General features: G+C 58.9%; 11 protein-coding genes. 5 read left to right on the plus strand and 6 right to left on the minus strand.

The annotated features are described in order from the left end of the window. Positions 1–104: 104 nt before the first annotated feature. The 3 genes from NO347_RS09305 to NO347_RS09315 form a co-directional block, all read right to left on the minus strand. Positions 105–398 (minus strand): hypothetical protein, encoded by a 294-nt coding sequence (locus NO347_RS09305; protein WP_256289329.1) that lies wholly within the window; start codon positions 396–398, stop codon positions 105–107. A 38-nt stretch (positions 399–436) separates the two neighbouring features. Beyond that, positions 437–1,195: a HEAT repeat domain-containing protein gene (locus NO347_RS09310; RefSeq protein WP_256289330.1), complete on the minus strand. Its 759-nt coding sequence runs from the start codon at positions 1,193–1,195 to the stop codon at positions 437–439. 187 nt (positions 1,196–1,382) lie between these two features. Beyond that, positions 1,383–2,177, minus strand: a complete 795-nt coding sequence (locus NO347_RS09315) for a DUF8170 family protein (protein WP_256289331.1) — start codon at positions 2,175–2,177, stop codon at positions 1,383–1,385. Between the two features lie 115 nt (positions 2,178–2,292). Between NO347_RS09315 and NO347_RS09320 the strand changes: the two genes are divergently transcribed. Beyond that, positions 2,293–2,781, plus strand: coding sequence for a helix-turn-helix domain-containing protein (locus NO347_RS09320; RefSeq protein WP_256289332.1), 489 nt, complete (start codon positions 2,293–2,295; stop codon positions 2,779–2,781). 162 nt (positions 2,782–2,943) lie between these two features. Then, complete coding sequence (locus NO347_RS09325) at positions 2,944–4,146, plus strand: threonine synthase (protein ID WP_256289333.1); 1,203 nt, start codon at positions 2,944–2,946, stop codon at positions 4,144–4,146. Between the two features lie 107 nt (positions 4,147–4,253). Here the strand turns inward: NO347_RS09325 and NO347_RS09330 are convergent, their stop codons facing one another. Next, positions 4,254–5,510 (minus strand): RNA-guided endonuclease InsQ/TnpB family protein, encoded by a 1,257-nt coding sequence (locus NO347_RS09330; RefSeq protein WP_256289334.1) that lies wholly within the window; start codon positions 5,508–5,510, stop codon positions 4,254–4,256. A gap of 658 nt (positions 5,511–6,168) precedes the next feature. On the opposite strand from NO347_RS09330, the gene NO347_RS09335 reads away from it, so the two are divergent. The 3 genes from NO347_RS09335 (at position 6,169) to NO347_RS09345 (ending at position 10,370) form a co-directional block, all read left to right on the plus strand. Then, positions 6,169–7,536, plus strand: coding sequence for a glycine cleavage T C-terminal barrel domain-containing protein (locus tag NO347_RS09335; RefSeq protein ID WP_256289335.1), 1,368 nt, complete (start codon positions 6,169–6,171; stop codon positions 7,534–7,536). A gap of 81 nt (positions 7,537–7,617) precedes the next feature. Further along, positions 7,618–8,247 carry a hypothetical protein gene (locus tag NO347_RS09340; protein ID WP_256289336.1) on the plus strand — a complete coding sequence of 210 codons (630 nt, stop codon included), beginning with the start codon at positions 7,618–7,620 and terminating at the stop codon, positions 8,245–8,247. A 794-nt stretch (positions 8,248–9,041) separates the two neighbouring features. Next, positions 9,042–10,370, plus strand: coding sequence for a Cdc6/Cdc18 family protein (locus NO347_RS09345; RefSeq protein WP_256289337.1), 1,329 nt, complete (start codon positions 9,042–9,044; stop codon positions 10,368–10,370). Between the two features lie 557 nt (positions 10,371–10,927). Here the strand turns inward: NO347_RS09345 and NO347_RS09350 are convergent. Further along, entirely contained in the window at positions 10,928–12,109 is a 1,182-nt protein-coding gene (locus NO347_RS09350) for a P-loop NTPase (protein ID WP_256289338.1), read from the minus strand. A gap of 63 nt (positions 12,110–12,172) precedes the next feature. Then, a complete protein-coding gene (locus NO347_RS09355) occupies positions 12,173–15,418 on the minus strand; it encodes a molybdopterin-dependent oxidoreductase (RefSeq protein WP_256289339.1) in 3,246 nt (1,081 codons plus the stop codon). Positions 15,419–15,420 lie beyond the last annotated feature (2 nt).

Genomic DNA, 15,420 nt, shown 5'->3' on the forward strand with positions numbered 1-15,420 from the left:
GTCAGTCACCTTCGAGTCGGTTGCAGTCGACGCTATCGAGACGTCGCCGCGACCGCAAATTGCCGAGCAGTCCTGCCAATGAGCGCCGACGTGGCGAGCACGCTTCAGAAATCCTGATCCAGTGGGTGGCCCGCCCCAAGGTGTTCCTGTATGACTTTATCATCTGGATTGAGGACGACGTATATCGTCTCCTCTTCAGAATGCACAGCTTCACCGATATCATACTGAAGACACAACTCGTCCGCTAACTCACTACGGGTTCCCGGATATTCGACAACAATCCGTTTTGTATCTTCGTCAGCGGCCTCTAATCTGGCGTGGGACTGTTCTACGTCCTCGAGAAAAGCGCTAAAGTCTTTCGTAGGCGCAGTCGGGATGGCGATGGGACGATCTGTCATCGAGAGGTAACACCAGGTTCTATGCAAAGCCCACCAGTTCACGACAGCTCCTGACCGCAGTTACGACAGAAGTTCGGTAGGGGCTCGGTAGTGATCTCTCGCCCGCACTCTGGGCAGAACGTCGATGTGGTCGCCCCTTGTGATCCGGGTTCCACTGCGCTTGTCGATGCTCGGGCTTCCGCCATCGCCTCAACGGCGAATTGAAGCGACTCTTCGATCTCGTCGTCGCCAATGTGGCGTTCAAGTTCAGCTGCGTCCTGCTCGTCAATTAGTCGTGGGGCTGTCTGCGCGATCCGTCCAAGCGTTCGTGCCATCTGGGCACGGGCATCGGGAAACTCTTCGGAACCAATTCCGTGCACGAGCGTTCGGACAACTCCGGTGTTGGCGAGGACTTCAGGGGATTCAGTGCCGATAGCACCGAGTACCTCGGCCGCGTTCGCGCGGATCCACTCGTTACGATCGTTGAGGGCCTGCACAACGTTGGTGATCGCAGTCGTCTCAGCAATCCGAGCAGGCGAATGCTGTGCAAGAGTGCCAATGGTATCCAGTGTAAACGTTCGGACGTTCACGTCACTGTTCTGCAACGATAAAAGGACAGACCCGATGGTATCGGTGACGAGCTCGGGCTGCTCGGTGGCAACGATCGATAAGGTCTGCGCGGCGGCGGTCTGCGTGTCTCCAGAAGTCTGCCTGGCCAGCGTAGCGAGTACCTCAACGTCCTCTTTGTCGGCATTCGCGGGCGATCTCTCGACTGTATCAAGCGTCTGTCGCTGCCGAGCAGTGAGCGTGTCGGGCATTCAGCTACTGATAGGGGTTATCGTAAGTCGTCATAGATTTCTCGCCGGACAGTACGGCGAGAATCTCCGAACAGTGACGATAAGCCCTATGAGTTGGTACAGCGACACTTTAAGCAAATGGAGCAGTCAGATTCTCGGGCCGCATAGCGCGCCGAGATCCAAACACAGGAATGTGAACTACCCCTGACTACTCACTTGTTTCCCACTCTGGACGTGGCGTCGGCGACGGGAGTTCATCGACCGCAGTTCGAAGTTCGTCTTCTGTCGTCCACGTGAAGCACCGATCGTGGAGTTCGAATTTGCGGAATTTGTTGAGATGAACCCAACTGTACGTTGCTGGTTCTGCTCCATCATCCACCCGGTCCTCGATCACACTCCGAATCTTCTGTTCGTCGATGTCGAGACCGCTATCTTGTGCGCGATCAACGAGCGATTCGATCTTCGATTGGACCTCATCTTCCGACAAATCGTCTGCGAACGCAATCTCGAGGGCGGCCTGAATGACGTGCTGTTTCGATTTAAGATTCGTATCAGTTACCCACAGATAATCACGCGGGAACACGTACGACTTGCGGAAATACGGTGGGTCATCAATTTCGCCCAATTCAGGAGCTTCACCACCGCTTTCCTTCTCGAAGACACCGACAATATAGTCTGTATAGGTCGCGAGCAACAAAAACATCACATCGAACGTATTGAGCCGGTCTGTCGGGAGCTCGAGGAGATCACCCATAATGAATGGATAGGCACCGAGCTGCTTCGTGAGTTCGTTCTGGACGGCGCGAAGCCGGCGGATATAGGGGTCGCGATAGCTCCCCAGGATGAAATACGACGTTCGCTGACTCCAGAGATACGGCAATTCACGCTGGGTGAACCGCCAGATCTCTCGTTTCTCTGCTGGCTCAAGTGCGATGCCCCCGATGGCCTCGTGAACGACAGTCATAATATCCGCAGCATCCGGCGGAGGGCTTGGATCGGTCATTAACTCTCGGTTCAAACCACTGCAGCTTATCTCTTCTGAACCACTTTGGCTTTTTCTGGCTTTACCAACTTGGACAATCCTAACTGTTATAGCACCGTCCGGCATACCCCTACGTATGAGCGAAACCGACACCGGCGCGGCCGATGCGGGGCCGTTTGCGGAACAGCAGCGGCTGTTCGAGCTGCTGTCCCAAGATACGCGCCATCTCATCATTCAGGAGCTGCTGGGCCATCCCGCTCATCTGATGTCGCTCGCTGAACTCGAGTATATGACTGGGAAGAGTCAGGCGGCTATCAAAGATCAGCTAGAGACGCTGATCGACGCCGGACTCCTCGCACGCTACACGTACGAACCGAGCGAAAAGAAACGTGATCTCCCCGCCCAGTTCTACGGGCTCACGGAACGAGGTGTCGAGGTACTCCACGACTACAAGTATCTCCGTGGCCTCCCGGTTGCTCGCGCGCTCTACGAAAACACGCGCAAGACCGAAAAAATCGAGCGCCACGAATCGGCCCCCCGACCGGAGCTTCCTGATGCTGTTGCGGAGGCCCTCGAGTTCGACGAACCCGATCTCGACGCCGTTGATGTCGGCACAGACCGATAGTTCGTCGTCGAACAGCACCGTTCTCAACACCGGAGAGTCAAATTCTCCCTGTACTGTTGGTACGCGTGCTTTCTCTGGAAAAGTCAACGCTGCCATTCCACCGAATCGTTTTCACGACACGCTTTAGCGAAGATATATTTCCGAGTAATTGGAAGATGTAATATGAGTTCTTCTATGATCTGCTTTCGGTGTGGAGAGCACTACGACGACGAGACACGCGTGCGATGTGTATGCGGTGAACCGCTCTGGTTCGACACTCCTAGTACGGACTTTACCTGGTCAGACAGTCCAGAGATGGGGGGTATGTGGCGCTATGAGGCGTTACTCCCGGTCGAGAAGCCCAACGGAATCGCGCGCGCTGCGGGCGGGACCCCGCTACTCAGAAGCGAGGCACTTGATGACGCTGCGGGGTGTCGAGTGTACGTCAAAGATGAGGGCGAAAACCAGACTGGCGCGTACAAGGACCGAGGGAGTGCGGTGGCGGTTCCACACGCCATCGAGAAAGGGGCCGATGTCATCGGTACCATTTCGTACGGAAATATGGCGATAAGCACTGCCGCTCACGCAGCCAGTCTGGGCCGAGAGTGTGTCGTATTAGTCCCCGACGAGATCTCGTCGGTCCGGTTAGAGCTTATTGCACAATATGAGCCGACGATTGTGCAGGTCAGCGGCGACTACGGAGCCCTGTATTCAGATGCGTTATCACTGCCGGAATCACTCCCGATATCGATTCTCGTCAGCGATGCGCCAGCTCGCATTAGCGGGTACAAAACAGCAGTGTTCGAGATATACGAGTCACTCGCTCCGGAGACGCCTGATGCGATCGTGCTGCCGGTGAGTTCGGGAGGGTTTGCGTCAGGGATCTGGCGTGGACTTCGAAACCTCGAGTCGATCGGCTTACTTAGCGAGCTACCGCGGCTGTATCTCGTCCAGACCGCCGCTGCCGATCCGCTGACACAAGCCTTCGAAACTGGTGCGACCGAACCAACGGCCCTCTCACCCGACGAAACTGGCGAGACAATTGCCCACTCGATCGGAAATCCGGATCCACCAAGCGGCACTCGTGCGCTCGCGGCTGTCCGCGAAACGAACGGGGCGGTGGTGTCGGTCTCCGATGAGGAGATTCAGACAGCCCAACGACGGTTCGCTGTTGCTGGCGGCTTCTCTGTCGAGCCGGCGGCAGCAACGCCGTTGGCGGGCGTCACACGTCTTTCCGAGCGCGGTGAAATTACGTCCGATGAATCGGTCGTGTTAGTGCCGACTGGGACGGGATTCAAAGAACTTGGGACTGGCAACGCGTCGGTCCAAACTGAGATCACAAGTAGAGCGGACCTGCCGGAGTTACTCGATTCTATACTTGAGTAGAATCAAGCTGAACGCTTCAACATTTGGAGCACTAACAGTTGTTGGACTGTTTGTCGTTGGGGAATGTTGATGGCATCTTCGACACTCGTCATGTCAACTACCCCGCCCTACTCGCGCTGACGCGCTCGTTGAGGACGGGGCTTGTCCGTGAACTCGGCCTCGAACCCTTCCGGGTAGGCGGTAAATCCGCGCTTCGGTGTCACTGTTCCAGACTTGAGGGCAAGTTGACTGTTGCCCGTCCGCCGAGACGACTGTTGGCCTCGACGGACATACCGCAGTCCGATGTTCTTCGCCGCGTTGTAATCCGCGTTCGCTTCCAACCCACACTTCACGCACCGGAAGTCGTTTCGAGTCGGGCGGTTCTCATCCGCCGTGAACCCACACTCGGCGCACCGCTGAGACGTGTACGCCGACCCCACTTGCGTCACCGAGATACCCTCTGCCTCGGCTTTGTACGCTACTTGCTCGTAGAGCGTTCTGAACGCCCACTTGTGCCCCCACGACGCACCCGTTCGGTCGCGGATGTCCGTCAAGTCCTCGAACGCAATTATGTCACATTCATAGCGGAGTGCTTCATCTACGATCGCATTGGACGCTTGGTGTAGCACATCCCGGACGTAGCGAAGTTCACGGCCACTCGACCGTTCGAGTGTCCGGTGGGCGCTTCGCGTCCCGGTCTGTTGGAGTCCGGCACGTACCTTCTCAAACTCACGGAGGTCGTGGGTTAGCTTCCGCCCGCTGAAGAAGTACGCCGTACTGGTGACGGCGAGGTTTTCGATCCCGAGATCAACCCCGAGGACCGTTCCGTCCTCGGCGGTGTTCCGCTCGGCGTCGGTCTTGGGTCGACGAAAGCCGATATGCAAGAAGTACTCGCCGTCACGGGCGGTGAGCGTGCTTTCCGTGACACTCCACTCGTCGGAGTCAAGGTACTTGTGTTGGTAGCCGTCGTCGGCATCGGGCAGCGCAAGGTCACACCGGACGCGACTCTCCGTGGTGGAGAGCGACACCGTGTCGTCGTCGAACAACGTCATAGTCCGCGTATCGTATTTCACGGTCGGTGCGGTGAAGGTGGGCTTGCTGACCGTCTTGCCTTCCGAGCGGCGTTCGAGACAACCGGTGATGGCTTGGGCGGCTTGGTGGGTGGCGAGAATCGTGTGCTGACTCCCGAGGCCGGTGTGTTCGCGTACGTCGTCGTAGGCGAGGGGCTGGACGTCGCTTTTGGCGTTGCAGACGTTCCACGCCATATCGGTGGCGAGTTGGCAGCCACGCTTCCACTCGGAGATGGTTTCTTCGAGGAGGGCGCGTTGCTCGTCCGTAACTTCGAGACGAGTGATTGCCGTCCGACGCACGTAGTCGTCTGCCACAATTTCAATGTAGCAAGATGACTACTTATAATTAGGTGGTTGTGATTTATACGAACGCGCTCCTCCCCTCCCTACTCGCTCCCTCGGGTCGCTCCTTGAGGAAGGGGACTCCGCGCTACCGCTTCAGTTGAACAACCGCTCAGTAAACGACCAGATTTGGATTATGCTCCAGACTGTCATATACAGCGCCCGTATTATACCAATCGTGAAGGGTGACTGTGAGTCGACGCCGCGTGAGCTACTTGCCGATTTACGGTGGTGTCGATACGGTGAATCTCGCGGATACGACCCTCAGCTTCCAGTCCTGGAATGCAACTGGTGGTGGACCTTCATCGCGAATGTGTCAGGGGAATGTGAACGAGTTTCGATCCAAATACGCCAGAAATCTGTCGACTCAGTGTTCGTCACTCCGCAGCCTCACAGACTCTTCCGGACCTCCACTTAAATATGTTATAAGGTTAAGATACAACTCAATGCGGGTACGGGTCGTCAACTGTGTCGCATGGTAGCGAGAACCCGCGCTGACGACCGAGACAGAGCGACCGAACTAGAACTCTACCTCCCCGCCAGGGCCACCTCGCCGGTCGAAGCCGGTCGATTCGAGCGTCTCTGGGGACAGCTGTTCAACAACGGCGTAGGACCACAGACATAGATAATAATGCCTGGAAATCAACACCATCCGAACTACCCCAGCGTCGACCAATCGGACCGCACCATTCCCAGAAATCTGCGTCAATCAGGCGACGCAGACATCAATCTCGTGATTTCGAACCGAGTCCGGAAGTCGCCATTCTGGCATCTTTCCGTCAAGGAAGGCTGTCACGAGGCGACGGTGTACAACCATATGTATCACCCTCGGGCGTTCATCGACCCCGAAGACGGAGGGTCGGAAGCCGAGTACGAACTGCTGGTCAACGACGTAGCGCTGTGGGACGTCGCAGTCGAACGCCAGATTCGTGTTAAAGGGCCCGACGCAGAGGCATTCGTCAACTACGTCATCACGCGGGATGCGACTGACATCGAGCCGATGCGTGGCAAGTACGCCATCTGTTGCAACGATGACGGTGGCATCCTCAACGATTTCGTCCTGTTGCGTCCCGACGACGACGAGTTCTGGTTTTCCATCGCCGATTCGGACCTACTGCAGTGGTTGCAAGGGGTCACAATTGGGAACGACTTCGAGGTCGACGTCGACGAGATCGACGTCTCGCCGATGCAGATTCAGGGCCCGAAATCGCCCGACGTGATCGGGTCTCTCATCGATGACGCGGTCGAAGACGTACCGTACTACGGACTGTTGGAAGCGACTATCAACGACGTCCCGGTGTTGGTGAGCCAAACGGGCTTCTCCGGAGAGGCAGGGTTCGAGATATACGTCCGTGAAGCAACAACGAACGCCGAAGCAGTGTGGAACCCGGTACTCGAAACGGTCAAAGACCACGGTGGTGCCGCGGCGCCAGTAAACGGTCGTCGACGGATCGCTGCCGGAATCCTGTCGTTAGGGCAGGATATGGACCACGAGACGTCGCCTTTCCAGGTCAACCTCGGCTATCAGGTTCCCGACGATAAGGACGCGGACTACGTCGGCAAAGCCGAACTGGAACGTCAAAAGGAAGCCATCGAAAACGGCGAGTTCCCGTTCACGCACAAACTGGTTGGTCTGAAAATGGCAGGCGACCCGATTCTGGAATGGGCCTCGGACTACTGGCTCATCTCGGATCCAGAGACGAGCGACGAATGTGGCTACCTGACGTCGGCGGGGTGGAATCCGGATCTCGAGGCCAACCTCGGCCTCGGATTCGTGCCAGCAGAGAAACTACAGGCCGCGACCGACGTACCGCTCGACGACTCGATATACGACGAGGACCTCGACCTGGAGTTCGAGGTACACCTCCCGGACGAGTACGCAGCGGAGCCCGGCGAACCAGTCTATGCGACGCTGGTGAAGGTGCCGTTCAAAGAGTCGGTCAACCCCAGTGCTCGCGAACAGGCCAAGATTCACGCCCGGGACGACGTGGACGAGTGAGGTCGTCTGCGCTGAATGACATCCCTCCAAGAATGTTATTTTATTGTGAGGAATTAAGTTCGACCGCAGTGAAGTTCCGGTATGGTTCTCGCCCTCCACCACACTAAGCTTGAGCCTGTCAGCCGATTCTTCGGCGCGCTATCGGTCTTCACCGCTAGTGTCGCTGCGGGATGGCTCTGGAGTCCAAATCCGTTCAGGGATGTATTCTTCAGCGGGATCGTGCTGCTTGCCGTCCTTTTCAGTCTCCTTGGAATGTTCGGAGTATGGACGAATCATACTCCGATCGCTTGGATGGCCTCACTCTTGTTACTCGGGTTCACGGTTTTCGGAATGTGGTCGGCCGGACTGCTGTTCGTTCCTGCGGCGATATTTTTGGTTATCGCGACGATCGCTTCCCATCGAACCGGACCTCGGAGAACAGTCCAGCACGCGATACGTGCCAACCCACCGACTGTCGCAGAACTCGTTTTGAAGGCAGTAGCCGGTGCCAGCGCCGGATTCGCCGGCGTGTGGATTACTTATTTCGGTGCCGTCAGACAGGAATTGTTTGGGGCGTGTGCGGCCGAAACGTTGTCGTGTGCGCTCACGGAGATGCATTGGGGGGCGGTCGGTCTGACGCTGTTTGGATTGGCAACTATCGCTGTCGGCGGGTGGGCCCTCTGGAAGCAGATCTACATCGCTCGTGTGCTACGTCTCACTCGTTCAGGGTAGCAGAGTACGGATCCAACTCGCGACACACCACAACTCACACCCGTCGCTTTTCTACGGTTCCTTTGCTAACGCTAGAGAGGTATTTTTAGCATCGAAACGGCAGAGGTGTCGGAGCCAACCCACAATGATCCCTCAGACACCACCTTGCAAGTGTTCTGCAGTTGTGGAGGATCGGGGTACTCGGGACTCAAACCGTGTTGGTTCGCTCGATTCCAAAAGAACACTTGCAGAGAGGTGTTCCACAGCTCCTAGAGGCAGTACCAATCCCAACTCTCTGAACTCCGCTGAGGCTATCACAATCAGTTACAGGCCTCGAAAAGCCGATTGATCAAATATTTCGAGATCGTTCACACGGGATCCCTAGTACCTACACACACACACCACCCTGCAAGTGTTCTGAGCGTCGGCAATGAGATACCAGATCATATAGACAGAGACCAGTAGCATATAAATAAAATGGTTATCAGTTGTCTATATTCATATCGCACTGGTATAGACGCTTCTACGTTTTCTTTCTCTAGCTATCATTCCATTATTTACTTTTTCAAAAAGATTTATATTATATTATAACGTGATATTCTAGTCAGTTGTAGCAGCAGTAGGCAGTAACTCTAGCTAGCGGAAAGGCCACTCCACGTTGAGAATGACGAGGAACTGCCCCCTCACACGCGAACTCTAAGAACACTTGCAGGGTGGTGTGTGTAGGTCCGAAAAACCGAGAGACGCAAAACACTTGAAACACTTGCAGCCTGGTGCTGGGTTTTATAACGACAGACGCTAAAACTGGGAGTAAGATGGTACAGACAGACGAGAATCCGTTCGATGGGCGGGACGAGATTTTCGCGGCCAAGCAACCGCTCAAGAAAGACAGCTTCGACCCCGAGACGATCTTCCACCGAGATGAAGAAATCGACCTCTATGTGAACGCCCTCCAGGACGTCGTGGTCGGCCACGAACCGAACAACGTCTTCGTGTATGGGCCAACGGGAGTCGGCAAGACAGCGGTGACCAAGTGGGTCCGGGATATGTTACTCGAGAAAGCAGACGAGCAGAACGTCGACCTTGACATCCTCGGCCCTGTCAACTGCCGGAACTACAAATCGTCCTACCGGCTCGTCAGCCGACTCGTAAACGAGTTCCGGACTCCCGACAATCAACTCCCGAAGAGTGGATATAGCACGGACACTGTCTTCGAGTTCCTGTACGAAGAAATCGAAGACGTAGGCGGGAACGTCCTCATCATCCTCGACGAGATCGACAACATACCGCCGGACGCCCGCAACGACTTCCTCTACGACCTCCCACGTGCAGAGGCGAGTGAGAACGCCGCGATCGACGAGGCGTGTATCGGCCTCATCGGTATCTCGAACGACCTGAAGTTCGTCGACTCGCTGGAGCCCAAGGTCAAAAGCACGCTCGGTGAGCGGGAGATCAAGTTCGGACCGTACGATGCCAACGAACTCCGTGACATTCTCGGGTATTATGCCGACCTCTCTTTCCGCGATGGCGTCTTGAGCGACGACGTGATCCCACTCGCTGCGGCATTCACCGCCCAAGAGCGGGGTGACGTTCGCCAGGGGCTCAAGATCCTCGAAAAAGCCGGCGAATACGCGCGGATGGACGGAAAATCGTCGGTCACTGAGGACCACACTCGCCGGGCTACCGAAACGATCGAGACGGACGAGATTCTCGACTCGTTCGACAACGACCTCACTCGACAGCAGGCACTCGCATACATTGCGACGACGCTCGCGATCATCGAACCCGAACACGAGGCTCGCACGAAGCGGATTTACACGCTGTACTCGTCGATTGCCGAGGCTGTGGGTAGCGACCCGCGCTCCGAGCGGAAACTCTACGAATACCTCGATCAGCTTTCGATGCAGGGATTCGTCAGGTCTGAAGATCACAATCAGGGACGCCGTGGCGGTCGGCGATTCATCTACGAGGTAACCGACGACCCTGTCGACATCATCAACGCTGTCGTAAAATCCGACTATCAGGAAGCGCTTCCGAACAACGTGTGGAATATCTTGGAACACTACAAAGAAGACGAGGCAACATCTTTCGAGGCCCCTAATCCCGACGACGAGACCCAACAGCAGATCTGGCACTTCACCTAATTCAACGCAGAGGCCCCCAACACAAGGAGCGCGAAGCTCTCTGTCCATTTTCGTCCAGTCTCGTACTGCCTCTTCCAGGATCCCGTTACCTCCCCTGGCCCTCATCAATCACACCGAACACTTGCAGGGTGATGTGTCTGCGCCTCGTCGACAGACCGTTTAGAACACTTGCAGAGTGGTGTGTCTGTGCCTCGTCGACGAATCGTCTGGAACACTTGGAGGGTGGTGTGTCTGTGTTTCGTCGATGGGCCGTTAGAACACTTGCAGGGTGGTGTGTCTGCACCTCGTCGACAGACCGTTTAGAACACTTGGAGGGTGGTGTGTCTGCGCCTCGTCGACAGACCGTTTAGAACACTTGGAGGGTGGTGTGTCTGCGCCTCGTCGACAGACCGTTTGGAACACTTGCAGAGTGGTGTGTCTGTGTTTCGTCGATGGGCCGTTAGAACACTTGCAGGGTGGTGTGTCTGTGGACGGGCCTCGTGATGCGAGCACCCTGTCGACGTTCCCAAACCAACTGCTGTCCGAACCCGATGACGAGGCGAGGCGATCGGGAGCAGTCAGTGGTCGAACTGGACGGCAGCCTGGTTCAGTCGCGCTGCGGCGCGCGTGGCGGCAGCCCTGAGCCGCTCGCGGGCTTCGCCCCCGTTCTCGCGCAGCGCCATCGGGGGCAGGGACCCAGTCTGTTCGCGCTCCCCACGCGTGCGAGGTAACTGGAGCCGCCCGATCAGCGGCAGGTCGATGCCAGGTGCGGTGACTGTCTCGCTCTCGTCCCCGTCGGGTGCGAGGGTCCCGACAGCGGGGTCAAGAGGTATGCGGCCGAGGACTGGCACCCCGTACTCTTCGGCGAGGAAGTCACCGCCACCGGTCCCGAAGATGTCGTGGACCTCGTCGCAATCGGGGCATTCGAAGCCGGCCATATTCTCGATAACTCCGAGCACGGGGACGTCGTAGCGGGCGAATCCGACGAGGCCGCGACCGGCGTCGTCGACTGCAACCTCCTGGGGCGTCGTTACGATGATCGCACCCGCCACGGGCAAGTGCTGGACGAGCGACAGTTGCACGTCGCCGGTTCCCGGTGGCATATCGACGATGAGGTAGTCCAGTTCGCCCCAGTGGACGTCGCCGAACAGTTGCTTGATGAACTCGTCGACCAGCGGTCCCCGCCAGATGACCGGATCGTCCTCGTCGGCGAGGAATCCCATACTCATCACGCGGACGCCGTGGGCCTCTCGCGGGACCATCTCGTCAGCTGTCGTCGTGTCGGGCGTCCGCTCACTGAGGCCGAACAATGCTGGCGCGTTCGGGCCGTAGACGTCGGCGTCGATCAGGCCGACGGAGGCGCCGGCGTCAGCCAGCGCGATTGCGACGTTCGCCGCGACAGTGCTCTTGCCGACGCCGCCCTTGCCGGAGGCGACGGCGACGACGTTCTTCACGTCCGGCACCATTTCGATGTGCTCGCCGGGGTCAACGGGTTCCCCCCGGAACCCGACCTCGACGGAGTCGACGTCTTCGACCCCGGCCGCTGCGTCGGCGATGCCGCTAGCGAGGTGCTCTCGGAGTCGTTCGCTCGGTACTGGGTGTGAGATCTCAACTGAGGCTACGCCGTCTCGTACGACGATGTCACCGACGCCATCGATATCGACGAGGTCGGCGTGGAGCTCGGATTCGCCGACGCCCTCCGACGCAATGGCGTCGCGGACGGCTGCTGCACGGTCGGTCGGAGAGTCATCGGACGTCATCGTTCGCGCCCCTCCGATCCCGCCGAATTTCGAGTTAGCGCCGAAATACGGCCCGGATCCGGCTCACTCATCGCGCTTCGGGCCGAAATTCTCGGCGTCCCAGCGGTTCTCACGGCCGACTGGGCCGTCCATCGACCAGGCGTCGTCCTCGCCAGGCTCGGTCGGGGGCGCGATGGGTCGCTTGAGCCACTTCGGGCGGCGCATCCCATCGGGGCCCGGTGCCGGGCTGGTCTTTTCGACCCACTCGCGGTAGATTTCCATAGACCGCTCGGTGTCGACGTAGACGTCGCCGTAGTAGTCGTCCTCGGTCGCGGGCCGGACGCGGACCTTCTGATGCCAGCAGTGCATCCCCGAGATGGGGTCGGGATGTGGAGCGTGCGTGAGGTTCTGTGGGACGCCCCCGTCGGTCCACCAGACCCGCGCGGAGTCTGGGTCATCACTGTCGAACGGCCCGATGCCCGATTGCTGGCGCATCCCCCACGTGCTGTCGCCGTCCTGTAGGTCGACGGTGACTTTCCCATACGGATCGCCGCCCTCGTCGTAGTCGCCGTCGGCGTCACCGTCGCCGTCGCGGTCGATCTTCCACTGCCCCATATGGTGGCTCATCGCGGCGATACCGGGCTTGATGGACTCGGTCACCCACACCTCGTTCACGTAGTAGCCGATGTCGGTCTCCACTCGAACGAGATCGCCCGTTTCGACACCCAAGCGCTCTGCGTCCTTGCTGTGGAGCCACACGGGGTTGTTGTGGGAGATCTCCTCCAGCCACTTCGAGTTCGACGACCGGGAGTGTATCTGGGTCGGTAGCCGGAACGTCGGCACCAGCACCATCTCGCCGGCCTCGTAGTCGATGTTCTCGGGATGGACGTGGCTTTTGAGATAGTGGGGGATGGTGTACTCGTCGTCGTCCCAGCCCCAGTCGGCGAGGGTCTTCGAGTAGAACTGCTGTTTGCCTGTCGGTGAGGGGAACCCGCGCTTGGGTTCGCCGTCGACGAGGACGCCCTCGACCGTCGTTTCGACGTCTTCGAGATCGCCCAGCGCGACCCGGTCGTGCTCGTAGACGCGGGATTCGAAGGCGTCGCCGTCGTAGTCGAGTGCCTTTGTATCCGCGGCGCCGACATCGGCGTCAGCGGACAGCACCCGGTGGATGGTGTCGTACTCGTCGACAAACACGGCTTCGTGCTCCAACAGGGCCGGATCGACCGGCTCCTCGTGGAGCTCGTACTCGTTCTGGCTGGCCTCGAACGCGCCGTGGTGTTTCATATACTCAAGCGGCTCCATCCCCTTCTCTTCGGCCACCTCGACGAGATTGTCCTCGTGCTCGAAAATATAGCGGTAGTACTCATCGACGGTCATCTGTGGGGCGTCGGCGGTATCCACGCCCGTCTCGCGCTCGTCAGAAGCGTCGTGGTTGACCGATCCCTCGCGCTCGTCAGTCGCGCCGTCGTTGACCGTCCCCTCACGCTCGTCAGCCGCGCCGCCGCCGGCCGATTCCTCGCCCTCATCATCGCGGTACGGCGACTCGAAGTATTCGCGAATGCCGAGATCGCCGTCTTCGTCGACTCGCCAGGAGAGGTCCATCCAGAACTCGTCTTCCTCCCAGACCTCGCCGGGGTTGGCCTCGTAGGTGCGGTCTACGTCCTCGCCCTCGCGCTCTGCGTACTCCCGCTGGACCGGCTGGCGGTACGTGACCCACGTCGCGGCGTGAGTCTCCTGGCTCTGGATGTCGTGGCGCTCGGGGCTGTGGCCCATCGGCAACACGTAGTCGGCGAAATACGCCGTCTCGTTCCACGTCGGCGTGAGCGCGACGTGCATCCCGACCTTATCCTCGTCGGACAGTGCCTCTATCCAGGAGAAGCCGTCCGGATAGGTGTAGACGGGGTTGAACACGCGGGTGAAGTACACCGACAGCTCTCCGCGCCCCTCCTTGAGGAAGTACGGGAGTAACTGGCTCATCTCGTAGTGAGCGAACGGCCACTCCGGCGGGAGTTGCATCTCGTCCCAGGTCTGCTGGCGGGGCGGTTCGTTGGGCATCTCGGGCTCGAACTTGTGCCAGGCGTTGGGGGCGGTGCCACCTTTCGTACCGACGCTGCCGGTGAGCACCGAGAGGAAGTGCAGCGTTCGTGAGACCTGCCAGCCGCCCTCGTTACCCGACGCCGCGGACCGCCAGATGTGACTGGCGAACCGAGAGCCAGCGGTCCCGATCTTCCGGCCCACCTTCGCGATCATATCGGCATCGACGCCGCTTTCGGCCTCGGCGTAGGCGGGCGTGAAGTCTGCGTACGTCTCTTGGAGTACGTCGAGATACGTCTCGAACGTCCGCTCTCGGTGGGGATGTGCCTCGTCGAGGAACTGCTGCCAGTTGACCCATCTCCGGAGGAACTGTTCGTCGTAGAGCCCCTCCTCGAGAATGACGTTGGCCATCGCCAGCAGGACGGCCGCCTCGCTCCCTGGCTGTGTGGGGAGCCAGAAGTCCGACATTGCGGCCGTGTTCGAGAGTCGTGGGTCGAGGACGGCTAGCTGGCCACCCTCCATCACGCCCTCGATGATGCGTTGGGCGTGAGGATTGAAGTAGTGGCCTGACTCCAGGTGGGCCGACAGCAAGAGGATGAACTCGGCGTTCGCAAAGTCCGCGCTGGGGCGGTCGTACTTTTGCCAGAAGGCGTAGCCCGCTCGGGCGCCCGCTGAACAGATATTCGTGTGGGAGTTGTGGCCGTCCAGCCCCCACGCGTTGATCACGCGGTCCATGAACCCTTCGTGGCCGGGACGCCCGACGTGGTAGGTGATCTCGTTCTCGCGGCCGTCCTCGATGGTCTGGCGCATCTCGCTGGCGATGTCCTCGAGCGCCTCGTCCCAGGAGACACGGGTCCACTGTCCGCTGCCTCGGGGCCCGTCACGCTTGAGTGGATACAGGATTCGTTGTGGGTCCTTGACCTGGTTGATGGTGGCCGGCCCCTTCGCACAGTTCCGGCCCCGGCTCCCGGGATGCTCGGGGTTGCCCTCGATCTTGCGTATCTCGCCCGTCTCCTTGTCGATGTACGTGAGCAACCCACATCCCGCCTCGCAGTTGAAGCAGGCGGTGGGGACGACGGAGTACTCCTTCGGGAGGCCTTCGGACTCGTACTCGACCCAGTCGTGCCACTGTTCGGGGTCGGGATACGAGCCAAGTTGGCCTTCGGGCGCGATGCGGTCCACGCCGTCGACGCCCCGGCGCTGTCGCTGTTTCTTCGTCTCTTCGGTTCGGTTCGAAATCACGCCGAGCCGCTCGGCGAACTTCTCGATACGGCTCGGATCGAATTCGTGTCCCATAA

The sequence above is a fragment of the Halobellus inordinatus genome (assembly GCF_024464655.1).
Classification (GTDB): Archaea; Halobacteriota; Halobacteria; order Halobacteriales; family Haloferacaceae; genus Haloquadratum; species Haloquadratum inordinatus.